The following is a 24,125-nucleotide window of genomic DNA, read 5'->3' as shown; positions in this document are numbered from 1 at the left end:
TGAAGTTCACACGGATTTCACTTTGTTCATTTAAAATGAACTCTGTGTGAAAAATAAAACTCTTGCTAAAAAATGGAACTGGATGAATATTTTACTTTGATAATATTGTAAAGTATTAAAGTTTTAAGTTTTTTTAAGAGGATAGTAGGGAAAGGAAGTAAAGACAACTTATGAAAAAAGTAATTGCAGGTTTAGCAGCAGCTTCTGTAGCTGGCGTTGCAGTTCCAGGAATGGATTCTGCTCATGCACAAGTTTCAAATGAAGCGCTAAAAGAAATTAATGGACAAACTCAAACTCAAACTCAAACTCAAACTCAAACGACTGTAACTGAAACAAAAACTGTAGAAACAACTTCTGAATTAAAATACACAGTAACTGCTGATGTATTAAATGTTCGTTCAGGTGCTGGTACAGGACATAACGTTATTTCTAAAGTAAAATCAGGCCAAGTGCTACAAGTAGTTGGACAAGAAAATGGTTGGTTCAAAGTAAACGTAAATGGTCAAACAGGTTATGTAAGTGGTGACTTCGTAACGACTGGTGGCAAAACAGGAACGACTGTTCAACAAGGAACAGGTACTTACACAGTAAACGTTTCTTCACTTAACGTACGTACAGGCCCAAGTACATCTCATACAGTATTAGGTTCTGTAAACAAAGGTAAAACAGTACAAGTTGTAGGTGAAGTACAAGATTGGTTTAAAATCAACTTCAATGGTGGAACTGGATACGTAAGCAAAGACTTCGTAACAAAAGGTGGTTCTGCTGTATCTAACGAAACACAACAACCAACTACAAACAACAATACTACAACAGTTCAAACTGGTGGTTCTTATGTTGTTAACACTGGTGCTTTAAAAGTACGTACAGGCCCAGCTACATACAACGCTGTAATCGGTGGAGTAACAAATGGTAAAGTATTAAACGTTACTGGCGCTGAAAATGGTTGGTACAAAATTAACCATAACGGCCGCACAGGTTACGTAAGTGCAGACTTCGTTAAGTTTGTAAAAGGCGGAGTAAATAACGTTACAAATAACAATAACAATAACGTTACAAATAACGTTCAACAACCAGGTAAAGACGTACAAAAACCAACAACAAGTGGAGATACATCTTCAATCGCTGGATTCGCTAGATCTTTAAATGGTTCACCATACAGAACTGCTGGTACAACACCTGCTGGTTTTGACTGCAGTGGATTCATTCACTACGTATTAAATCAAACTGGTCATAAAGGCGCTCGTCAAACAGTTGCTGGATACTGGAGCTCTAAAACAAAAACTAGCAATCCACAACCAGGTGATTTAGTATACTTCCAAAATACTTATAAATCAGGTCCTTCTCACATGGGTGTTTACTTAGGAAACGGTCAGTTCATTAGTGCAGAAACAGATGCAACTGGTGTACGTATTAGTTCTGTAAGTAACTCTTACTGGAGCAAGCACATTTTAGGTTACACAAAAGCATACTAAGAAAAAGTAGTTTTATATACTTTTCGTATAGAGAAAAGGCTTTCCAAGGAAACTTGGGAAGCCTTTTTATAGTTGAATAAATTGGAAGTTTAATAGTTTTTATTTTAACTTTCCATTTAAAAATCGATCATATAAGTCGTGGAAATAGTTAGGACGAAATAAGTTCGCTGCATGTCCTGCTAAAGGTATTTCCTTGTATAGAACGTTAGGTAAAATAGATTTCAAATCAAATAGACAAGATTTATAGAGATGATCATGCTCTCCCATTACCCATAGTATAGGGTGAGGGAGTGATTTTAATTTAGATTTTAAATCGAATTCTAACCGATGTCGTAATGACTGGGCAATTATGGATGAATGTAATTGTAATCCGAAACGGTAGTAAATATTTCTTGAAATGACTGCGAATGGATTTGCTTTTAGTATACCACTTGGAAAAATAGTATTTGCGTATTGAGAGAGCCATTTAGAGTATTCATCTCCTCGCTTCTCCCAAAAATTTTGAAATACATTATATAAACGAGAAGGGTTATTGTAATGTCCTCCAATATGACAAATACTTAATACTTTTTCTGGATGCATTTGTGCAAAAATTGTAGAGATGTAACAGCCGTAACTTAGTGCACAAATATGAGCTTTTTTAATATTTTCTTGTTCATATAAGTTTAATAATTGATCTACGAGGCGCTGTAATGAAAAGTCGATTGCTTCTCCTTTATCATCACCGTGACCTAATAAGTCATAAGTTATAATGTTGTAGGAGGCAGAAAATCGTTTTTGCTCCTTTTTGAAGGCGCGACGATTACCAACTAACCCATGAATAAAAATAATTGTTTCCTTTTCAGAATGTATATTTGTTTGCAAAAAGGATACTCCTTTCACTAACTGGAGATTTATATCGTGTTGTAAATTATTTATAATTTACATAGAATAATATTAAGTACCAGGTAATAATATCAGATGTTTATATCTGTTGTAAAGATGAGTTTTTATGTATATTTTGTAAAAATAGAAAAAGTGTGTTTACATTCAGTTTACATTTGTATCGTATTCTAATTTTAGAAAGAACAGATTTGTTTAACACGAGGAGATGAACAGGAATGGAAGTTAGAAATGAAATGAAGAAAAAAGGGAGTTGGAGGCAGTTTTTACGCCTTATTCAAGATACAAATCCTCCGAAAGGAATTTTAGTTTTTGCATTATTAATGAGTTTGCTTTCTACGGGAGCGAGTTTATTTATTCCCATGCTAACAAAAGGATTAGTAGATAATTTTTCGCTTTCTTCAATTAGTGCAGGACAAATTGTTGGGTTAGTTGCTTTCTTTGTAATGCAAACTATTGCGGCAGGGTTATCTATATATTTACTAAATTATATTGGGCAGAAGATTGTAGCGGGACTAAGAGAACGTTTGTGGAAAAAGGTACTTATCTTGCCGGTATCTTATTACGATCAAAATAGAACAGGTGATACGATTAGCCGTATGACGAATGATACAGGTGTTGTGAAAACGTTAATTTCTGAGCATTTGTCAAACTTATTAACAGGTGGTATTTCAACTGTTGGATCGTTAATTGTATTATTTGTTTTAGATTGGAAAATGACTGCGTTACTTTTAACGGTTATTCCGTTGTCTGTATTAATTTTAGTTCCACTTGGACGAAAAATGTATAAGATTTCAAAAGCGCTTCAAGATGAAACGGCATCTTTTACAAGTGTGTTAACGCAAGTGTTATCGGAAATTCGTTTAGTGAAATCTTCAAATACAGAAAAAAGAGAATATGAAACGGGTAATACAGGTATACAAAAGTTATTACAATTTGGTTTGAAAGAAGGAAAAGTGCAATCATTAATTTCGCCAGTTATGTCGTTTGTTTTAATGGCACTACTTGTTATTATCGTAGGATATGGCGGGATGCGAGTTTCTAGCGGTGCATTAACAACTGGTGAACTTGTAGCGTTTATTTTGTATTTAGTTCAAATTATAATGCCGATGAGTCAATTATCTATGTTCTTTACACAATTTCAAAAGGCAATCGGTGCAACGGAAAGAATTAGTACGATTTTAGAATATGAAGTAGAAGATCATGAAACTGGTGTGAAAGTGGCAAATGCTAAGCAGCCGATCGTTCTTGAAAATGTACATTTTGAGTATAACGAAGAAGAGCAAGTTTTGAAAAATATTGATTTCATAATTGAATCTGGAAAAGTGACAGCGATTGTAGGACCAAGTGGTAGTGGGAAAACAACGTTATTCTCATTACTGGAACGTTTTTATGAGCCAACTAGTGGTGCCATTAAATTAGGAAAAGAATCAATTACGAGTTATTCATTACAGTCATGGCGACGTCAAATCGGTTACGTATCACAAGATAGTCCGTTAATCGATGGAACGATTCGTGATAATATTTGTTACGGTGTTGAAGGCGAAGTAACGGATGAAGAAATTGAAAAAGTAGCAGCAATGGCATATGTTGATGCATTTATTCATGACTTACCAAACGGTTATGCAACAGAAGTTGGAGAACGCGGTGTGAAGCTTTCTGGTGGACAAAGACAGCGAATTGCCATTGCCCGAGCGTTACTTCGAAATCCGCAAATTCTTATGCTAGATGAGGCAACTTCAAGCTTAGATAGTAAATCTGAGTCTGTCGTTCAAAAAGCGTTAAATAACTTAATGAAAGGCAGAACAACGTTAGTGATTGCGCATAGACTTTCTACTGTTGTAGATGCAGATAAAATTATCTTTATTGAGAAAGGGAATCTTACAGGTAGTGGTACGCATGATGAATTATTACAGACGCATGATATGTATCGTGAGTTTGCAACGCAACAATTGAAAATTAAAGAGGGTGCATTTTAAAAAAATATATTAGATGCTAAGTAGAAAGGAAATGGTTCCTTTGATACCTAAAATTTTAATAGTAGACGACGATCCACACATTAGGGAACTCGTTTCTGTATTTTTAGAACGAGAAGGTTTTCAAACATATGAGGCAATTGATGGAGTAGATGCACTTCGGAAAATGGATGACGTAAAAGTCGATATGGTTATTCTTGATATCATGATGCCAAATATGGATGGATTTGATGTATGTTTTGAATTAAGAAAATACTATGATATCCCGGTTCTGATGCTAACTGCCAAAGGGGAAACATCACAAAAAGTAAAAGGATTTCACCTTGGGACAGATGATTATCTTGTAAAGCCATTTGACCCTATAGAACTAGTAGTGAGAGTAAAGGCATTATTGAAACGTTACCAAATTACAGTTTCACAATCGATTCAAGTTGGAAATGTATTATTAAATCGTAAAACATTCGAAGTTACATCTGGAGAACAAACGGTTACGTTACCGTTAAAAGAATTTGAGCTGCTCTTTACTTTAGGGTCTAAATCGGGAAGAACTTGTTCGAGAGAGCAATTAATTGAAGAAATATGGGGATATGATTTTGAAGGGAATGAACGTACACTAGACGTTCATATTAATCGGTTACGTGAGAAGTTTCAAGAAGAGCAGTCGAAATTTAGTATTAAAACGATAAGAGGATTAGGGTATCGCTTAGAGGTAAGTAAATGAGAAAAAGAAAACGAATGAGTAAGTTGAAGATGCTGAAAGTATTTGGAGCGGTATTAGCGCTCTTTTCTTTTCTTACTATCATTTGGTCTATCGCATTTTATGTAGCAACTAGTATATTGAATGCTTTTGACGTAAACGTATCGCCATTTGTTGCCTTTCTAATTAGTGATATGGTCGGTTTTGTATTTATTATTCTTATTTGGACATTAATTGGAATATTAATGAGGCCAAAACGAGAGGCAATGATTTGGACTATTATTGAACCGATACAAAAAATTGCAAAAGGAGACTTCTCCGTAAAAATACGAAATGAAGAAAAGTATGATGGAGAAATTGGCGTGCTCGTAAAAAGTATAAATGATATGACAGATGAACTGAATACGATGGAGAAAATGAGACAAGAATTTGTATCAAATGTTTCTCATGAAATACAGTCACCATTAACTTCTATAAAAGGATTTGCTAGAGCACTACAAGACGATAATCTTTCTGAGGAAAAAAGAAAGCATTATCTTACAATTATTGAAACTGAAACAACGAGATTATCTAAACTAAGTCAAAATTTACTAAAGCTAACTCTTTTAGAATCCGAAGAGTATACACCAGAGAGAGTGAGCTATCGATTAGATCAACAGTTAAAGCAAATTGTGTTAAATAGTGAACCACTCTGGGCTGAAAAAGAAATTGAATTAGATCTTGATTTAGAGAAAGTCCATGTAACTGCAGACCAAGAAAGTATGAGTCAAGTGTGGATTAATTTAATTCATAATAGCATTAAATTTACTCCAAGCGGTGGTACAATTACTATTCAGTTAAAGGAACATGAGACAGTAGTGGAAGTGCGTATCTGTGATTCAGGAATTGGTATATCAGAAGAACAGAAACAACATATTTTTGAGCGTTTTTATAAAGCGGATTCTTCACGAAATCGTGCCTCTGGAGGAAGTGGCTTAGGTTTAGCTATTGTAAAGAAAGTACTCGATCTTCATCAAGGAGAGATAAAAGTGGAGAGTGAGGAAGGAAAAGGTACTGAATTTATTGTGCGTATTCCTAATTATGAAGAAAAATAGTGTAGTGATAAAGAACCATTTTTTATTTCATACGCAGACACTCTTTTATGAGGAGGGTGTCTTTATTTTGCATGAATAATGATAAATACGTGCAATGAATGCATAGTAATTTTCTATAGTTACCTACAAGTAACCTACGCACATGAAAGTGCATCATTGCCTTTTTACATAAACATAGATACAATTTTAATATAATACATAACTGAGATGATTAAGGAGTGTTATACTTGGCAGAATTATTACAAGGCAAAAATGCTTTAATTACAGGAGCAGGTAGAGGGATTGGTCGCGCTGTCGCAATTGCATTAGCGAAAGAAGGCGTAAATGTAGGCCTATTAGCTCGTTCAGAAGAAAACTTAAAAGCTGTAGCGAAAGAAGTAGAAGCAGAAGGCGTAAAAGCTGTTATTGCAACTGCTGATGTTTCTTCATACGAAGAAGTGACTACTGCGATTGAAACGTTAAAAAATGGTTTAGGATCTATCGATATTTTAATTAATAACGCTGGTATTTCTAAGTTTGGTAAGTTTTTAGAACTAGACGTTGCTGATTGGGAAAAAATCATTCAAGTAAACTTAATGGGTGTATACTATGCAACTCGTGCTGCTTTACCGAGCATGATTGAACAACAATCTGGTGATATCATTAACATTTCATCTACAGCAGGACAAAAAGGTGCACCTGTAACAAGTGCATATAGTGCTTCTAAATTTGGTGTTCTTGGTTTAACTGAATCGTTAGCGATGGAAGTTCGTAAGCATAACATTCGTGTAACAGCTTTAACACCAAGTACAGTAGCAACTGATATGGCTGTAGATTTAGGATTAACTGATGGAAACCCTGATAAAGTAATGCAAGCAGAAGATATTGCAGAATTTATCGTAGCGCAGCTAAAATTAAATAAACGTACATTTATTAAATCTGCTGGGCTTTGGTCTACTAATCCATAGGAATTAAATTTAACTTTAAAAGAAGGGATATCTATTCTGTAAGGGGGAGATGTCCCTTCTTTATTTTTTGTATTTGAGACAGAATTTTCGGTATAATTAAAAGTGAATGGTAGAAAGCGTTGGGAAATTGAAAGGGATGGTATTTACATGAGTACAATTGAGAAATGGACGGCTGTTGATCAATATATGAGTGATGTATTAATACCGAAAGATTCTACATTAGAAAGGGTCCTTCAAGCGAATGCTGCAGCTAATTTACCGGCACATGATGTATCGCCAACGCAAGGGAAGTTTTTACAACTATTAGTACAAATTCAAGGAGCTCGAAACATTTTGGAAATTGGTACTCCAGGCGGATATAGCACGATATGGATTGCAAGGGGCTTACCATCTGGAGGCCAAGTTGTTACATTGGAAGCAAATGAAAAACATGCAGAAATTGCACGTAGCAATATTGAACGTGCTAATTTGAATGATAAAATTGAAATACGAACAGGATTAGCGTTAGATTCTTTACAACAAATAGAAAATGAGAAGCATGAACCTTTTGATTTTATCCCGCATTAACGGGCAGTAAGACTCCCACCTCAAAGGTCGGCTGGAGCAAAGAAGTTAGGTGGGAGATCAACTGCCCGTTAATGCCCGATTGGTTCAACTAATAAGATTGGTTCAACTAATAATCAGTGGGGATGAACCCCCCACTGATTAAAGTTTCACTTTATTTTCATAGATGCTGATAAACAAAATAATCCGACTTATTTTTGAATGGGCACTGAAACTATCACGCCCTGGTACCGTAATTATTGGAGATAATGTAGTACGTGAAGGAGAAGTTATTAATGATACTAGTAACGATCCTCGTGTACAAGGGATACGTCGTTTCTATGAATTAATAGCTGCAGAGCCACGTGTTAGTGCTACAGCGCTTCAAACTGTCGGAAGTAAGGGATACGATGGATTTGTAATGGCAATCGTAAAAGAATGATGTAAGGAGACAGGTGGAATGAAAAAGATGTTTGAAAAATTATAACATGTATCGTGTATAACGAGATTAGCTCGTGGCCCTCCAGTATAGCACTATATTATATATTAAAAAATTGGAGGTTGTGAGTAGATGAGAACTGAAAAAGAAATGTTAGACGTAATTATAAATACAGCAATAGAGGATGAAAGAATTCGAGCAGTTATCATGAATGGATCGCGTGTAAATCCAAATGTGAAAAGAGATTGTTTTCAAGACTATGATATTATGTATGTTGTAAATGATATACAATCTTTTACGTCTAATCATAATTGGGTTCATAGATTTGGAGAAATAATGATAGTACAAATGCCAGAAGAAATGTCGTTAGTTCAACCAGATGAAGATGGAAAGTTTCCGTATTTAATGCAGTTCATGGATGGGAATCGGATTGATTTAACGCTAGTTCCAGTTGAGTTAATAAAAAAGTTCGTTGGACAAGATAGTTTAAGTAAACTGCTTCTTGATAAAGATAATTGTCTGGAAGAATTCCCACCAGCAAGTGATAAAGATTACTTAGTAAAAAAGCCTACAGAAAAAGAGTTTTTAGATTGTTGTAATGAATTTTGGTGGTGTAGTACGAATATCGCAAAAGGGTTATGGCGAGAGGAACTTTCTTATGCAAAAGGAATGCTTGAAGGACCAGTGCGAGATATGTTCATCGTAATGCTAGAATGGTATATTGGTATGAAAACAGACTTTACAGTTAATACAGGGAAGTTTGGAAAGCATTTCGAGCAATATATTGAAGAAGATATGTGGGAGCAATTTAAAAGGACATTTTCTAATGCAGAATATGAAAATATGTGGGAGTCATTCTTTGTTATGGGTGATTTATTTAGAGAAGTGGCGAACGAAATTGCTAACACATATGAATATCAATATCCGCAAGATGATGATAAAGTGACGAACTATTTAAAACATGTGAAAGCTTTGCCAAAAGATAGTACATCAATTTATTAATAATATAAAGCAGTAAGACTGTCCTAATTAAGGACAGTCTTATTTTTGTTTATGAATAACAATTTCTCTAACAAAGTGCAGATGAATCACATATGAAAATTTAGGGAGGTTTTTTATCATGTATTATTTTTATTCGCCAGAAATGTTTGCTCCATATCAATGGGGACTAGAACGAGATGTTTCGTATGCTTATATGCCATATAACTCACTTTATTATGGAGAATATATAAGCGCATTGCCATACGCATATATCCCTCAAAGCTATGAAGTACAAATGAAAGTAGATGATCGTGGATCGTGGACACCATTTTCATGGGTTGAAAAATATGCGTACGCATTTTCAGGACCGTATAATAAAGCGGAAGTAGCTCTTACATTTGATGATGGACCAGATTCAGAATTCACGCCAAAAATATTAGATAAGTTAAAACAACATAATGTAAAAGCTACTTTTTTCTTACTTGGTGAAAACGCAGAAAAATTTCCGAACGTAGTAAAGCGTATTGCAAATGAAGGGCATGTAATTGGTAATCATACGTATAGTCATCCAAATTTAGCGAAAGTAAATGAGGATGAGTACCGTAATCAAATTATAAAAACAGAAGAAATATTAAATCGTTTAGCTGGTTATGCACCAAAGTTTATACGTCCGCCATACGGTGAAATACTTGAAAATCAATTGAAGTGGGCGACAGAGCAAAATTTTATGATTGTACAGTGGAGTGTTGATACAGTTGATTGGAAAGGTGTAAGCGCTGATACGATTACAAATAATGTATTAGGGAATTCATTTCCAGGAAGTGTCATCCTTCAGCATTCAACACCGGGTGGGCATCTACAAGGATCTGTAGATGCACTAGACAAAATCATTCCGCAGTTAAAAACGAAAGGGGCACGTTTTGTAACACTTCCGAGTATGTTCCAGACATCAAAAGAAAGAAATTGAATGCGTTATAAATTGGAAAAAAAGGGGTCGTGTCGTATAATGAGGGTGTAAGTTAGGGGGGGTATAATTGATCTATGCATTAGTAAACGTAGGAATAAGCATATTGATCGGTGTTATATTTATACTTGCTGCAATTATCCTTCAAAAAAATCCACCAACGGATATTAACGCAGCATATGGTTATCGTACGAAACGATCCATGAAAAATAAGGAATTATGGGATGCGGGTAATAGGTATAGTGCAGAAGTGATGAAGCAAAACGGATTCATCATGATGTTAATTGGAAGTATTATTAGTATACTGTTTAGATATCCACATACAACAGCAGTGATTATGGCGGTCATGGTATTGTTAATCATTCACTTATTTAGGCGAGTAGAGAAGAGATTAAAGACAATTGAACAATGATGATAAGGAAAATAGGACTCTCAGTCAACGATAGATAGGAGTCCTATTATATTTACAAACTATTATTTTTTAGTAGTTCTTTTCCTTGTTCAACAACAAATTCATAGTATGCAAGATCATACGGATAAATATCTTCAAATGTTATCGTAATCGGTTTATTGTTTAGGACTGAAATCGTCGTTAAAGATGAAATCTCTCCTTTTAATAGTTGTAGAAAAGGAGTTGTATGTACTTTCATCACATCGTCTACTTCTTCACCTGGTGCGAATGGAAGTGGATTGTTGACATTGTGAAAATACATATGACAAAATTCACGATCAGTAAGATTTGAAATTTCATAATCTATTTTAAAGATGCCTTTGTATATTAAATCAGTAGTTTGAAAGGAAAGCCCCAATTCTTCTTCGATTTCACGAAGGCCACCAATTTGTACATCTTCATCATGCATAATATGTCCAGCTGAAGTAATATCCCATATACATGGAGCTTCTTTTTTATTTTTAGAGCGTAATTGGAAATATAAGAACATATCTTCAGCATCTTTTTCTACAAACCAACAATGAAATGTTTCGTGCCAATCACCGTCACGATGCACTTCGTCACGTAATTTCTTCCCAAGTGTATTTCTTTCAGGATCAAATATTGTTAACCACTCTGTCATTTTAATTCCCCTTTCCTCAAATTTTATTATACAATATTTGTATTGAATTTTGGGAAAATAAAGAAAAAGGAGTAGTTATAAGTGGAGATAGAGCGTATGGAAATAAAATCGATTATTTCAACAGAGGAAGAGTTACGGAAAATATTGGGGCAACCAAGTGAGCGAGCGTTAAAGAAAGTTATTTCATCATTAGACCACCATTGCGTAGATTTTCTGTCTAAATCTCCTTTTCTAGTATTATCTACTGCAAATAAATTAGGAGAGTGTGATGCTTCGCCGAGAGGAGATGCACCTGGATTTGTATACGTATTAAATAATAATAAAATTATCATTCCAGAAAGACCGGGCAATCGTCGTATAGACTCCATTTTGAATATTATTTCAAATCCACGTGTAGGACTAATCTTTTTTATTCCAGGTCTTGGGGAGACACTCCGGATAAATGGCCGAGCGTATATTACAAACGACGAAGAAGTTTTGAAAGAAATGCAGGCGAATGGACGTAATCCGTTGCTTGGAATTGTTGTTGAAATAGAAGAGTGTTATATTCATTGTGCAAAAGCTTTTATTCGTTCTAAGATGTGGGATCCAGAATCTTGGTTAAATAAAAAAGAGTTACCTTCAGCAGCAAAAATGTTGCTGGAGCATGCGAAAGTGAATACTTCAGAAGAAGATGTTGCACGTTCTTTAGAAGAAAGTTATACAAAAAGATTGTATTGAAAATTTTATTGATATAGTTTTGTAAGGTGGATATGTACGGGTTTTAGAATGGGGAACTTATCCCGCATTAACGGGCAGTAAGACCCCTACCTTAAAATTCAGCGTAAGTAAAGAAGTTAGGTGGGTATCAACTGCCCGTAAAAGCCCGATTGGTTCAACTAATAATCAGTGGGGATGAACAAAATCCCCACTGATTAAAGTTTCACTTTATATATGAACCGTTGATTTATAAACTGGAGAAATAACAAAATAGGTAAATTGAGTGGCGGTTGCATAATGCTATTGTAAAATATAATAAAAAAAGTTCTTGAAAATAGTTAGTAAAAATAGGCTTGCTTTTTAAAAAGTTGATAACTATAATAAGTTAACAAATAGACATGAACGAAAAAGTAACGATAAGGACAAGAAATCATTTTTACGGTTTACAGAGAGGGAAGCCAAGGGTGTGAGCTTCCTAACACGAGAAATGATTTTACCACCTTTGAACTTCAATAGTGAACGAGTAATCTAGTAATTATTGACGGTATCAGCCGTTATCTGAACTTGAGCAATCTAGAAGGAGATATGTCTAGATTGGAACAAGGGTGGAACCACGAAAACACATTCGTCCCTTTCCTAGGGATGAGTGTGTTTTTTTATAGTTTTTGAGACCGAAAATTTAAAATAATTGAAAAATATTGTTGATTTTGTTTTTTATGCGAGTATAATGAGTTAACAAATAAACATGAACGAAAAAGTAACGATAAGGACAAGAAATCATTTTTACGGTTTACAGAGAGGGAAGCCAAGGGTGTGAGCTTCCTAACACGAGAAATGATTTTACCACCTTTGAACTTCAATAGTGAACGAGTAATCTAGTAATTATTGACGGTATCAGCCGTTATCTGAACTTGAGCAATCTAGAAGGAGATACGTCTAGATTGGAACAAGGGTGGAACCACGAAAACACATTCGTCCCTTTCCTAGGGATGAGTGTGTTTTTTTATTACTTTGAAAGGAGGTGCTTGTAACATGAAACAATTTGTACGTACGGAAATAACCACCACCTGCATGGCCAAAGAGCAGAATAAGGTGATTTATAGGTGTAACAATTAAACTTTTAGGAGGAGATTAGAAGATGAATAACGTTATAAATGTTGGGGTATTAGGTTTAGGTACGGTCGGAAGTGGTGTTGTTCATATTTTGAAAGAACATTATAAAAAAATCGCTCTTGATACAGGATACGAAGTGAAAGTGAAAACAGTCGTTGTACGTGATTTGGAAAAAGAACGCGATGTTTGTATTGACGGAATTGCAGTCACAAGTCATGCAGATGAAGTTCTAAATGATTCAAATATTGATATTGTAGTAGAGGTAATGGGCGGAATTGAAGAAGCAAAACAGCATATTGTTAAGGCTTTAGAAAATAAAAAACATGTCGTAACAGCAAATAAAGATTTAATGGCTGTATATGGTGCAGAGCTTCTTCAACTGGCAAATGATAATGATTGTGATTTATGTTATGAAGCGAGCGTAGCAGGCGGTATTCCAGTGTTAAGAGGACTAACTGACGGGCTAGCATCAGATCAAATTGAAAAAATAATGGGAATTGTAAATGGTACAACAAATTATATGTTAACAAAAATGAGTCAAAATGGGTGGTCTTATGAAGAGGCTTTACAGGAAGCGCAAAAATTAGGTTTTGCAGAATCGGATCCGACAGCAGATGTAGATGGACTAGATGCGGCGAGAAAGGTAGCAATTCTTGCAAACTTAGGTTTTTCGATGAATGTTTCATTAGATGATGTGCAAGTAAGAGGGATTCGAAAGGTCGAAAAAGAAGATTTACAAATGGCTGAAAAGTTAGGATTTACTATGAAGTTAATTGGGAAAGCAGAAAAACAAGGATCAGCCATTCATTTAAGTGTAGAACCGACACTTTTACCAAGTCGTCATCCATTATCGAATGTAAATAATGAATTTAATGCAGTATATGTTCACGGTCAAGCGGTAGGAGAAGTAATGTTTTACGGACCTGGAGCTGGAAAGTTGCCAACTGGTTCTGCTGTAGTAAGTGATATTATTTCCATCGTTAAAAATATGAATCAAGTGCCGAAAAATAAAAGTGCGTTAAAAGAACCAGTTCCTTATGAATTACAAGGTGATGAAGAAGTAGTTTCGAAATATTTCTTGCGTATTTCATTACGAGATGAGCCTGGGATGTTGCAAAAAATAACAGAATGTTTCGTTAATTATTCTGTAAGTTTAAAAGAAGTTATTCAATTACCTTTAAACCGTGAACTGGCAGAAGTTGTTGTTGTGACACATCGAACTTCCAAGTATCAATTCGAACGAGTTTTAGGAGCGATAGAAGCTGTCGCAAGTGAAATAAACAGTTACTACATTATTGAGGAGGAAAAACAATATGTATAAAGGACTATTAAAACAGTATGCTTCTTATTTACCGGTGAATGAAAAAACACCTGATGTGAGCTTAATGGAAGGAAACACACCTCTTATTCCGTTATTAAATATATCAAAGCAATTAGGGGTTCAGCTATATGGTAAGTACGAAGGAGCGAATCCGACAGGTTCTTTTAAAGATCGTGGTATGGTGATGGCAGTTGCTAAGGCGAAAGAAGAAGGTTCAGAAGCAATCATTTGTGCATCAACAGGTAATACATCAGCATCAGCTGCAGCATATGCGGCACGTCTTGGGATGAAATGTATAATCGTCATACCTGAAGGAAAGATTGCACATGGGAAATTAGCGCAAGCGGTCGCTTATGGAGCTGAAATTATTTCAATAGAAGGGAATTTCGATGATGCACTTAAGGCTGTAAGAAATATTGCTGCAGAAGAGCCGATTACGTTAGTAAACTCAGTAAATCCTTATCGAATTGAGGGGCAAAAAACGGCAGCATTTGAAATTTGTGACCAATTGCAAAATGCACCAGATGTTCTAGCTATCCCTGTTGGGAACGCAGGAAATATTACAGCATATTGGAAAGGTTTCTGTGAATATGAGAAAGAAAAAGGTTATAAGAAGCCAAGAATTCATGGCTTTGAAGCAGAAGGAGCAGCTGCAATTGTAAAAGGGCATGTAATTGAAGAGCCTGAAACAATTGCAACAGCAATTCGCATTGGTAACCCAGCAAGTTGGTCGTATGCAGTAGAGGCTGCCGAGCAGTCTTGTGGTGAAATAGATATGGTATCAGATGAAGAAATTTTATATGCGTATAGGTTATTAGCAAAAACTGAAGGAGTTTTCGCTGAACCAGGATCAAATGCTTCATTAGCCGGCGTAATTAAACATGTTCAATCTGGAAAAATCAAAGAGGGAGAAACAGTTGTTGCAGTATTAACTGGAAATGGTTTGAAGGATCCTGATATCGCTATTTCTTCAAATCAACTAGACATCGCAAGTTTGTCAAATAATATAGAACAAATTAAAGATCATATTAAAGGGGTGATTATGTCGTGATACCATTAAGCGTTCGTGTCCCTGCTAGTACGGCGAATGTTGGTCCTGGATTTGATTCAGTTGGAATAGCTTTGTCATTGTATTTAGATGTGGTGGTTAAAGAAAAAGCTGATAAGTGGCAAGTAATCCATTCCTTTGAAGAATCAATTCCGACAGACGATAAAAATTTAATCGTTAGCACGGCATGTAAAGTATGTCCTTCTATATCACCCCATATAATAGAAGTTACTAGCAATATCCCATTAACGAGAGGGCTAGGAAGTAGTGCATCAGCGATTGTAGCTGGGATAGAGGTTGCGAATCAACTAGGTGATTTGAACTTAACTGCTGATCAAAAAGTTCAAATTGCTACAAATTTTGAAGGACATCCTGATAATGTTGCTGCTTCTATATTAGGTGGAACTGTAATCGGAGCACTTGATGGAAAGGATATTTCCGTCGTAAGAATTGAGAGCAAGGAATTAGGGGTAATTTCTCTTATTCCGAATGAAGAATTAAATACAGATGAAAGTCGATCTGTATTACCAAAGATGTTTCCGTTTCATGAGGCAGTTAAAGCTAGTGCGATAAGTAACGTATTAGTAGCTGCATTATGTCAAAAGCGGTGGGAAGTTGTAGGTGAAATGATGGAGAGAGACCATTTTCACGAGCCATATCGTTTAGAACTCGTACCGTTATTACCATCTATTCGTAAATGCGCAAAAGAATTTGGTGCGTACGGCACAGCACTTAGCGGTGCGGGACCATCTATTTTTATATTAACGCCATATGAGAAACGTCAAGAAATCGCTGAGCAATTAGCGAGAGTATTTACAGATATGAAAGTATGTGAGCTTGAAATCGACCATAAAGGTATTATTGTAAATAAGGAAGAGCATATTGGATTATAAAGAAAGCTGGCATGGCTAGCTTTCTTTACGTTGCAAACCTATTTTAAATTGGGTTTTTTCGGAAAAAAATATAAAACAAATGTTGATTTTGAATAATGTAAGTAAAGAGTGCATTCATTTTGGAGGTGATTAAATGAATAAAGAGTCACCAGAAGAAAAAAGAGAGCGTATGAGACAAAGTGAATTAAAAAGTAATCCTACGGGTTCTTTACATGACGGACTCAATAGAGCGGAAGCAGGTAGTCTAGTTGATATAGCCGGCGGTATGAATTGGAAAGGTACAGGGATAATCATTTTAGTACTACTTTTAGGATACATTGTATACACTTATTTTTTCAGTTAAAGAATGCTTGTTAAAATTTTGATTTGTTTAGTTTCATAATTGTTGAGAAAAAATGCAGTTACTGTATTACATATCTTCTAAGCGAATTATAGTTGTTCATATCAACTTTTAATACTCCAAATAGAGCTAGCAAAATGCTAGCTCTATTATTTTTTGCCACATTTCTGTAACAAACCACCTGTATATTCATTGGTGGAGGTGCAGAGGATGAAAAAAATGATAGCGATATGTCTTCTAACAACTATGCCATTTTCGACTTTAGTCGGTTGTGACGTAAAAGGTAGTAATGCTGTACAAGAGTCTAAAATAAAGAAAGCGACGTATAAAGATTTTACTTATGATGTAAATCCAGAAACATTCACAGTAACTGTAGAACATGACGGTGTAAAGGAACAGGCATCACAACCCCTACCGAAAATGAAGGTATCGAATGTAAAAAAAGAAAAGGATCGTACATCGTGGGAATATCCAGATCAAAAAGTAAAAATAAAATTAGAAAAGAAAAAAGACCACTTAAACATTGAAGTGGAATCGACTGGTGCAGAAAGTTTTACATGGCCGAAAGTAGAAGCTGAAAATTATACACTTCCGTTATGGGAGGGTAAGCAAATTCCGAGCAATGATGAGAATTGGAAGAAGTTTTTAAAGGATGATGCATATTCATTTGCTGAATCATTTTCTATGAAGTTTTTCGCATTAAATGGTTCGAAATATTCAATTGTATATATTGCAAACAATATGTTTAATAATGAATTGAAATTTCATTCGGATCCGAAAATAGGATTTGATTTTACACATGAATTTCCGAGCATAAATAAAAATAAAACATATGGATTTCAATTATATGTGACAAATAATGATGCGGTAAGCATTGCTAAACTGTATAAGGATGATATTGTTCGAAAAGGTGAATTTAAAACATTACAAGAAAAGGCTAGAAAAAATAAAGAAATCGAAAAGTTATATGGAGCGGCGCATTTTTATTTTTGGAATCAAAATGGTTTATCAGAAAATAATATAAATTGGCCAAAACTAAGGGAGCAAATAAATAGCCCGCTGTTTAGTCATATAAAAGAACTTATTCAAAAGAATAGTTCAGAGCCTGGGGAACTGAATGTATTAGATCAAGTAAGTAAACAAGATTTCATTGATAAGTATCAAAAAAATGTTATTTTACGTTATATAAACGAAGTATTATCCATGAAGGAATTTTATAAAGAGGATATTTTTCAAAACGTTGACCAGGAAGCTAGTGTGCTATTAAAGAAAGGTGTAGGTCACTTAACGAATACAGAATTGTATAGCTTAAATAAGCATTTATTAAAGTCGCTACTTGGCGATGCGGTTGAAGAGGTAAGTAAATGGGGTAATGCAGATGGAACGGACATACTAAAGGAAATGACAGAGGCCGGAATAGAAAAAGCGTGGATTGGTCTGCCGAACTGGGAACAAGGATTTATGCAACCGAATTTCGTGGCAAAAGCGAAGGAAATGGGGTATTTAGTTGGTCCGTATGATTCATATCATTCCATTCACGAAAAAAGTGATAAAAATTGGAACACAGCATCCTTTAATGACCCATCATTATACGAAGAGGCTACTGTAACGAAGAAAAACGGAGAAAAGGTGCAAGGCTTTTTAGGCAGAGGTCGCAAGTTAAACCCGACTTTATCGCTGCCTAGTGTAAAGGAACGCATGAATGATATATTACAAAATGGTCCTAAATATAATTCATGGTTTATTGATTGTGATGCGACAGGTGAAATTTACGATGACTATTCAGCGAAACATATAACGACACAAGAGCAAGATTTAAAAGCACGTTTAAAACGAATGGACTACATTGCACAAGAAAAGGGTATGGTCGTTGGTTCTGAAGGTGGAAATGATTTTGCTAGTAGTACGATTGCATTTGCACACGGAATTGAAACACCTGTTATTAAATGGGACGATGAAGATATGCGGAAAAATAAAACAAGTCCGTATTATGTCGGTGGATATTGGTCACCAAATCAAAATGTTCCCGAAAAATATGCAAAACAAGTACCATTGAAAGAAGAATATAAACAAGTATATTTAAATCCAGTATATTCGGTACCATTATATAAATTAGTATACAATGATTCCGTTATTACAACGCATCATTGGGAATGGGGAAGTTTAAAGGTAAAAGATGAAGTTGGAAATCGAATGCTGTCTGAATTATTGTATAATGTTCCTCCGTTGTACCATTTAGATGAAGTAGAGTGGAATAAACATAAAAAAGAAATTACAGAGCATCTAAAAGTTTGGAATGAAGTTCATGAAAAAGCAGTAAAAGAAGAGATGACGAATTTTGCGTATTTGTCAGAAGATAAGCTAGTACAATCTGTTTCTTATGGAAAAGATATTAAAATCATTGTGAACTTCTCAAATGAAGACATGGAAGTAGAAAAAACGAAAATAAAAGCAAAGTCGGCTTTTATTGATAATCAGGGGAAGAAAAGCATGTATACGCCGTTTGAGAAATAATAACGTGAAATATACTGTATTCATAGAGGTTTTATTATTAGCTGGACTCTTTATTCATATCGTTTATCTGGAAAAAGATATCCTAATTTAAAATGAAAGAGTTAATGAATTTATAAATTTGCATGTTGCGAAGTGCTAAATTTTTGAAATTGGTAAATAGTGACTTGCCAAAAATAAGTACGAGAGTATAATGTGAAATGGAATACATATTGGGTTTAAGTAGTAACCTTACAAAATTGTAAGGTTAATGAAAGGAAATTCAATATGAAGATAAATAGACTTACATTATACTTGGTAAAGAGAAAGAGAGGCGAATGGGTATGAGCTCTGAATTAGAACAAAATACGAGAAGTAATAAAAAGCGTTCTAAAAGAAAGTCAATAAAATGGTTCATATTAATTCCATTTTTCCTACTTATTTTTGGAGGAGTAGGATATGGTTCGTTTATATATAATAAAGCAAAAGCAGTTGTAAATGATGCATATGCAAAAATTGAAAAGTCATCAAAGCGTGATAAAGAAGTTGAACCTTTAAAGGATAATATTTCAATATTAATCATGGGTGTAGATGGAAGTGAAATGAGAAAAAGCCAATATGGCGAAGCAGTTCGAACAGATGCACTTTTATTAGCAACAATTAATAAAGATGATAAGTCTGTTAAGCTAGTAAGTATTCCACGTGATTCACGTGTTTATATTCCAACTAGAAAAAAATTAGATAAAATTACTCATGCTCACGTATTTGGTGGCGTAGAAAGCACACGCGATACAGTGGAAAGATTTTTAAATGTCCCTGTTGATTATTATGTGAAGTTTAACTTTGAATCATTCGTACAAATTGTCGATTCAATTGGTGGTATTGATATTGATGTACCAGTTACTTTCACTGAACAAGATAGTAAAGACCAAGCTGGTATGATCCATTTAGAAAAAGGTTACCAACATTTAAATGGAGAACAAGCACTTGCACTTGCAAGAACGCGTAAAATTGATAGTGACGCAATGCGTGGACAGAGACAGCAACTTGTAATAGAAGCAATTGCCAAAAAAGCGATGTCTGTTCAATCAATTAGCAAAATGGGCTCTTTACTAGATGCGGTTGATAAAAACATGAAAACGAACTTAACATTTGACGATATGCTTGCCATTACAAAAAATATGGCAGGAACTAATTTGGAAATGGAAAAAATGCAAATAGAAGGTACAGATAAACGTATCGGTGGTATTTATTATTACATTCCAAATGAAAAAAATATAAAAGATATTTCAAAAAAATTAAATGATCATTTAGGTGTAACGCCAAAATCAGTTCGAAACGAATAATAAAAAAAGATTGGCTTTTGCCAATCTTTTTTTTGAAGTGGATTAGCAACTTTTTAATAACGTTTTTTTGTTCTAGAAAAATTATACTAAAATCATTTTAATTTATATAAACAAAAGGTGTAATTATACGATATACTAGAGGGGACTATTTGGAAATTAGCTCCTAAAGTTGAAGGAAAGGAAATTCAATTTATCACTATTTATAGAACAATTGAATTGGTGGAAATTGAAACAGGTTAAAGAAAGACTGTTCAAAATGCAATTACATATTCATACACATTGAAGCGATTAAGGTGAAAGATGAAGAGATAGTAATTGCGAAAGATCATTTATCATATATTGACCAGCTATTTTGCCAGATTAATAATTATGTAATAGGTGAAAATATGGTTTAGCTATCGTCAAAAAATGGTGGATCTTCATGGAGATACGTTGAGTCTTATAAGCACATGGAACAATACTTTTGATAAAACTCCCAGTATAATACAAAAAAATCTGTTTACATGGTGAAATAAAAATAAATAGATGTATAATTATATTGGGCGATTTATATATAAGATTAATAGGGAGAGGAATTCGATAGAATGGAAAAAGCTTTAAAAATTAAACAAATAGTAGTCGTTTTAATAGCGATTGCCGCAGTAGCTATTGGGTATTACATGTTCCAATCAATTACTTCACCAGCAAAAGCTGTTGCGAAACAAGAAAATGTAGTGCAGCTTGCAAGTGAACAGCCGAAAGTTGAAATGAATAAAACGGCACCAAGTCGTTTTAATGGAAAAGAAAGAAAAGTTGCTTATCTTACATTTGACGATGGGCCAGGGAAATATACGGCTGAATTATTAAATACGCTAAAACAACATGATGCGAAGGCGACGTTCTTTTTAATTGGAGCGAATGTCAAAGAATTTCCTGATTTAGTGAAACGTGAAAATGCTGAGGGTCATTATGTAGGCATGCATAGTATGACACATAATTTCGCAAAGTTATATAAAAATGGCGAGTATGTAAATGAGATGAAAGAAGATCAAGGTTTAATCGCTAATATTATTGGGAAATCACCTAAATTAACACGTCCTCCATATGGTTCGATGCCTGGATTGAATGAAGGTCTTCGAAATAAAGTGGTAGAAAGCGGATTTAAAGTATGGGATTGGACAATTGATTCATCAGATTGGAAATACAATAAAATGCCAATTGATGCAGCTGCAGCACAAATTGCTCAAAATGTATTAACAAACGCAACAAAACCACAAGAAGTAATTTTAATGCATGATATTCACCCGCAATCAGTTGCTGCTGTGCCAGCAATTTTAAAGGGGCTAAAAGAAAAGGGTTATGAGTTTGAAGCTTATCATGAAGAGAATCACTTCCCAGTGAACCTCTGGCATGATAACCGTATGTAATGGAGGAATGAACGTTGAAGTATGGAAAAGTAGCAGTAGTAGGAGTATTATCAGTAGGACTTTTAACAGGTTGTTTCGGTGAAAAGCCAGAAGAAAATCTATATACAGCTTTTGAAACAGCAGCAACACAAGAAAAATCTTTAGTGGATGAAGCAAAAAAATTAGAGCAGTTAGAGAAACAAGGGCAAGAATTATATGCTCAAATTTTGCAAGAAGGTAAAGATCATAATGAAGCAGTTGTAAAGAAAATAGAGCAAGCTACTGCAAATGTAGATGATCGTGAAAAAGTATTGAAAAGTGAAAAAGAAATGTTAGAAAAAGCACAGAAGGAAACAAAATCTGTTCAAAGTAATATAGAGAAGATTGAAGATAAGAAGTTACAAAAACAAGCAAAAGCAGTAGAAGAGTCGTATAAAAACCGTTATGATGCATTCAAAAAGATGAATGAAAATTACACGAAAGTGTTAGCGACTGAAAAAGAACTGTATGAAAAATTAAAAGTAAAAGAAACGAAATTAAAAGAAATCGGTGAAAAAGTTAAAACTGTTAATGAATTAAATGTGGAAGCACAAAAGTCGAAAGAGCAGTTTAACAAATTTACAAAAGAGTATAATGACAGTAAATTAGCATTCTACAAAGATGCAGAAATTAAGATTAAAGATCAGAAATAAAGAAGAATCTAAAGTGTAATAAAAAGCCGGAGAAACATCGTTATAAATGTTTTTTCGGTTTTTTACGTTAAATGAATAGAAAAGACTGGAATTGATATCATAAAAGAGTTATAGTGAGTTATTCTAAGGGAAACATTGTAAAGTAAGGAGAATGGAAATATGTCATATGAATTTTTACTCAAATTAGGTTTAGCACTCTTTTTAGGATTATTCATCGGGATAGATAGGCAGCTAAAGAATAAACCACTTGGTGTGAAAACAAGTATGGTTATTTCTGTAGCAAGTTGTTTAATTACGATGGTTTCAATTGAATCTGTGCATGTATATTCTGTTCCAGGACATACAAATATGGATCCGATGCGACTGGCCGCTCAAATTGTTAGTGGAATTGGTTTTCTTGGCGCAGGTGTCATTTTACGAAGAAGTAATGATGTTATTTCTGGATTAACAACAGCTTCTATGGTGTGGGCTGCTTCAGCTTTAGGGATCGCAATTGGTGCGGGATTTTATTTACAAGCGACAGTTGCTATGGTTTTAATTATTTTAGCGATTAATGTACTTCCGCAACTTGTGAAAATTGCAGGACCGTATTCATTAAGACAAAAGGATTTATCTATAAAAATTACTGTTAAAGAGCATCATGAGTTAGATGGTATATTTAAGCAAATTAAAAATTTAGGCATGCATGTGAAACGCGTGAAAATTAAAGATATAGATAGTGGAGCATTTCAGCAATTGGAAATGGTTATTTTAGCTCCAGAAGATTTATATACAACAGAGTTATATAGTTCCCTGAAAGAGATTGATCGAGTAGTTTCAGTTGAAGTGGAAAGTAGATAATTGTGATAAAAAAGAGTGAAGTGAATTCACTCTTTTTATTTGGATTTTTAAGGAAATAAATTGATATAATGATGAATAACAAGGGGGAGAAATGATGGAAATACATATTAGAAGAGCTATAAAAGATGATATACGAGGTATAGCAAAGGTGCATGTTGATAGCTGGAAAACAACGTATAAAGGTATATTTGCTGACGAATTTTTAGAAAATATAACATATGAGCAACGAGAAAAACAATGGGAAAACATTTTTCAACAAGAAGATACATGCCAATATAGATTTGTAGCAGAGACGTTAAATGGAACGATAGTCGGATTTATTGATGGGGGAGTTGAAAGAAGCGGTGCATATAATTGTGATGGGGAATTATATGCAATCTATCTTTTACAACAGTATCAAGGATTGAAAATAGGCCAAAAGTTATTTCAAGCGTTACTATCAGAATGTGTAAAGAATGATATGCAATCTCTTTTAGTTTGGGTCGTTACGAATAATCCTTCTAAAAAGTTTTATGAAAAATTCAACCCTGAAAAAATTGATACGAAATTTTTAGAGAGAGTAAAGGTAGAAGAAACAGCGTATTGTTGGAGAGATTTGAATTTGTTACAAAAACAAACAGCTATATAGATTGATGCATATAATAGTATTATGTAAACATATCATAGGGAAAGGTATACCTCATTTGGTGTACCTTTTTATTAATCCATCAAAAAATGGATTAATAAAAGTAGGTAATTAGTTTGAAAACAAGAATTTTTCTAGTGTACTTTTAACTAGATTAAAGAAAAGAAAGAAAAAAAGAAAAATTTTATTTGATAAAAAAATTCTGAAATATACTCTTGAATTGAATATCATTATCAATTAGAATCATACTTGATAACGACAT

Annotated in this window: 21 protein-coding genes, 2 pseudogenes and 2 other annotated features; of the genes and pseudogenes, 21 read left to right on the top strand and 2 right to left on the bottom strand. The window is 34.3% G+C overall.

Features of this window, described 5'->3' with window-relative positions; genetic code table 11:
* Positions 1 to 170 precede the first annotated feature (170 nt).
* Positions 171 to 1,475 carry an enterotoxin EntFM gene (entFM, locus tag DN403_RS23795; RefSeq protein WP_098298036.1) on the top strand — a complete coding sequence of 435 codons (1,305 nt, stop codon included), beginning with the start codon at positions 171 to 173 and terminating at the stop codon, positions 1,473 to 1,475.
* 99 nt (positions 1,476 to 1,574) lie between these two features.
* On the opposite strand, the gene DN403_RS23790 is transcribed toward entFM, so the two are convergent.
* A complete protein-coding gene (locus DN403_RS23790) occupies positions 1,575 to 2,339 on the bottom strand; it encodes an alpha/beta fold hydrolase (protein ID WP_001194308.1) in 765 nt (254 codons plus the stop codon).
* A 236-nt stretch (positions 2,340 to 2,575) separates the two neighbouring features.
* Between DN403_RS23790 and DN403_RS23785 the strand changes: the two genes are divergently transcribed.
* The 9 genes and pseudogenes from DN403_RS23785 (at position 2,576) to DN403_RS23745 (ending at position 10,410) form a co-directional block, all read left to right on the top strand.
* Positions 2,576 to 4,336: an ABC transporter ATP-binding protein gene (locus DN403_RS23785; RefSeq protein ID WP_149185816.1), complete on the top strand. Its 1,761-nt coding sequence runs from the start codon at positions 2,576 to 2,578 to the stop codon at positions 4,334 to 4,336.
* A 40-nt stretch (positions 4,337 to 4,376) separates the two neighbouring features.
* Positions 4,377 to 5,054, top strand: a complete 678-nt coding sequence (gene hitR / locus DN403_RS23780; protein ID WP_000612415.1) for an envelope stress response regulator transcription factor HitR — start codon at positions 4,377 to 4,379, stop codon at positions 5,052 to 5,054.
* Positions 5,051 to 6,124 carry an envelope stress sensor histidine kinase HitS gene (gene hitS, locus DN403_RS23775; RefSeq protein ID WP_016077844.1) on the top strand — a complete coding sequence of 358 codons (1,074 nt, stop codon included), beginning with the start codon at positions 5,051 to 5,053 and terminating at the stop codon, positions 6,122 to 6,124. Before hitR ends, hitS begins: the two co-directional genes overlap by 4 nt.
* A gap of 227 nt (positions 6,125 to 6,351) precedes the next feature.
* Positions 6,352 to 7,071 carry a 3-ketoacyl-ACP reductase gene (locus tag DN403_RS23770; RefSeq protein ID WP_000818985.1) on the top strand — a complete coding sequence of 240 codons (720 nt, stop codon included), beginning with the start codon at positions 6,352 to 6,354 and terminating at the stop codon, positions 7,069 to 7,071.
* Between the two features lie 147 nt (positions 7,072 to 7,218).
* Positions 7,219 to 7,623 (top strand): annotated as a pseudogene (locus tag DN403_RS23765) (O-methyltransferase); the annotation flags it as partial.
* A gap of 165 nt (positions 7,624 to 7,788) precedes the next feature.
* Positions 7,789 to 8,056: pseudogene (locus DN403_RS23760) on the top strand (O-methyltransferase); the annotation flags it as partial.
* A 129-nt stretch (positions 8,057 to 8,185) separates the two neighbouring features.
* Positions 8,186 to 9,055, top strand: coding sequence for an aminoglycoside 6-adenylyltransferase (locus tag DN403_RS23755; protein WP_001258547.1), 870 nt, complete (start codon positions 8,186 to 8,188; stop codon positions 9,053 to 9,055).
* A gap of 118 nt (positions 9,056 to 9,173) precedes the next feature.
* Complete coding sequence (locus DN403_RS23750; protein WP_000291206.1) at positions 9,174 to 10,001, top strand: peptidoglycan-N-acetylglucosamine deacetylase; 828 nt, start codon at positions 9,174 to 9,176, stop codon at positions 9,999 to 10,001.
* A 70-nt stretch (positions 10,002 to 10,071) separates the two neighbouring features.
* Positions 10,072 to 10,410 (top strand): SdpI family protein, encoded by a 339-nt coding sequence (locus DN403_RS23745; protein WP_025989011.1) that lies wholly within the window; start codon positions 10,072 to 10,074, stop codon positions 10,408 to 10,410.
* Between the two features lie 52 nt (positions 10,411 to 10,462).
* Here the strand turns inward: DN403_RS23745 and DN403_RS23740 are convergent, their stop codons facing one another.
* Entirely contained in the window at positions 10,463 to 11,071 is a 609-nt protein-coding gene (locus DN403_RS23740) for an NUDIX hydrolase (protein WP_000141348.1), read from the bottom strand.
* 81 nt (positions 11,072 to 11,152) lie between these two features.
* Between DN403_RS23740 and DN403_RS23735 the strand changes: the two genes are divergently transcribed.
* The 11 genes from DN403_RS23735 to DN403_RS23685 all read left to right on the top strand — a co-directional run bounded on the left by DN403_RS23735 (position 11,153) and on the right by DN403_RS23685 (position 23,866).
* A complete protein-coding gene (locus tag DN403_RS23735; RefSeq protein ID WP_000402143.1) occupies positions 11,153 to 11,791 on the top strand; it encodes a pyridoxamine 5'-phosphate oxidase family protein in 639 nt (212 codons plus the stop codon).
* Positions 11,792 to 12,174: 383 nt separating this feature from the next.
* Positions 12,175 to 12,406 (top strand) — a binding site (T-box leader).
* 115 nt (positions 12,407 to 12,521) lie between these two features.
* Positions 12,522 to 12,753, top strand: a binding site (T-box leader).
* 155 nt (positions 12,754 to 12,908) lie between these two features.
* Entirely contained in the window at positions 12,909 to 14,204 is a 1,296-nt protein-coding gene (locus DN403_RS23730) for a homoserine dehydrogenase (RefSeq protein WP_001066894.1), read from the top strand.
* Complete coding sequence (gene thrC, locus DN403_RS23725; RefSeq protein ID WP_000276426.1) at positions 14,197 to 15,255, top strand: threonine synthase; 1,059 nt, start codon at positions 14,197 to 14,199, stop codon at positions 15,253 to 15,255. The genes DN403_RS23730 and thrC overlap by 8 nt, the downstream gene beginning before the upstream one ends.
* On the top strand, positions 15,252 to 16,145 hold the full coding sequence (thrB, locus tag DN403_RS23720; RefSeq protein WP_000612685.1) for a homoserine kinase: 894 nt from the start codon (positions 15,252 to 15,254) through the stop codon (positions 16,143 to 16,145). The genes thrC and thrB overlap by 4 nt, the downstream gene beginning before the upstream one ends.
* Positions 16,146 to 16,278: 133 nt before the next feature.
* Entirely contained in the window at positions 16,279 to 16,488 is a 210-nt protein-coding gene (locus DN403_RS23715; protein ID WP_001031477.1) for a DUF6366 family protein, read from the top strand.
* Between the two features lie 207 nt (positions 16,489 to 16,695).
* The gene (locus DN403_RS23710) at positions 16,696 to 18,999 is read left to right on the top strand and encodes a glycoside hydrolase (protein WP_000738097.1); all 2,304 of its coding nucleotides are present in this window, start codon (positions 16,696 to 16,698) and stop codon (positions 18,997 to 18,999) included.
* Between the two features lie 320 nt (positions 19,000 to 19,319).
* Positions 19,320 to 20,321: an LCP family protein gene (locus DN403_RS23705; RefSeq protein ID WP_002083270.1), complete on the top strand. Its 1,002-nt coding sequence runs from the start codon at positions 19,320 to 19,322 to the stop codon at positions 20,319 to 20,321.
* A gap of 584 nt (positions 20,322 to 20,905) precedes the next feature.
* Complete coding sequence (locus DN403_RS23700; protein ID WP_000409486.1) at positions 20,906 to 21,727, top strand: peptidoglycan-N-acetylglucosamine deacetylase; 822 nt, start codon at positions 20,906 to 20,908, stop codon at positions 21,725 to 21,727.
* Positions 21,728 to 21,741: 14 nt separating this feature from the next.
* Positions 21,742 to 22,398, top strand: a complete 657-nt coding sequence (locus DN403_RS23695) for a YkyA family protein (protein WP_000873575.1) — start codon at positions 21,742 to 21,744, stop codon at positions 22,396 to 22,398.
* A gap of 159 nt (positions 22,399 to 22,557) precedes the next feature.
* Entirely contained in the window at positions 22,558 to 23,238 is a 681-nt protein-coding gene (locus DN403_RS23690; protein ID WP_000119510.1) for an MgtC/SapB family protein, read from the top strand.
* 94 nt (positions 23,239 to 23,332) lie between these two features.
* The gene (locus DN403_RS23685) at positions 23,333 to 23,866 is read left to right on the top strand and encodes a GNAT family N-acetyltransferase (RefSeq protein ID WP_000402427.1); all 534 of its coding nucleotides are present in this window, start codon (positions 23,333 to 23,335) and stop codon (positions 23,864 to 23,866) included.
* The last annotated feature ends 259 nt before the right edge of the window (positions 23,867 to 24,125 follow it).

The organism is Bacillus sp. AY2-1 (genome assembly GCF_008368965.1).
In the GTDB taxonomy this organism is placed as follows: domain Bacteria; phylum Bacillota; class Bacilli; order Bacillales; family Bacillaceae_G; genus Bacillus_A; species Bacillus_A thuringiensis_S.
This window is presented reverse-complemented; position numbering and strand designations above follow the sequence as displayed.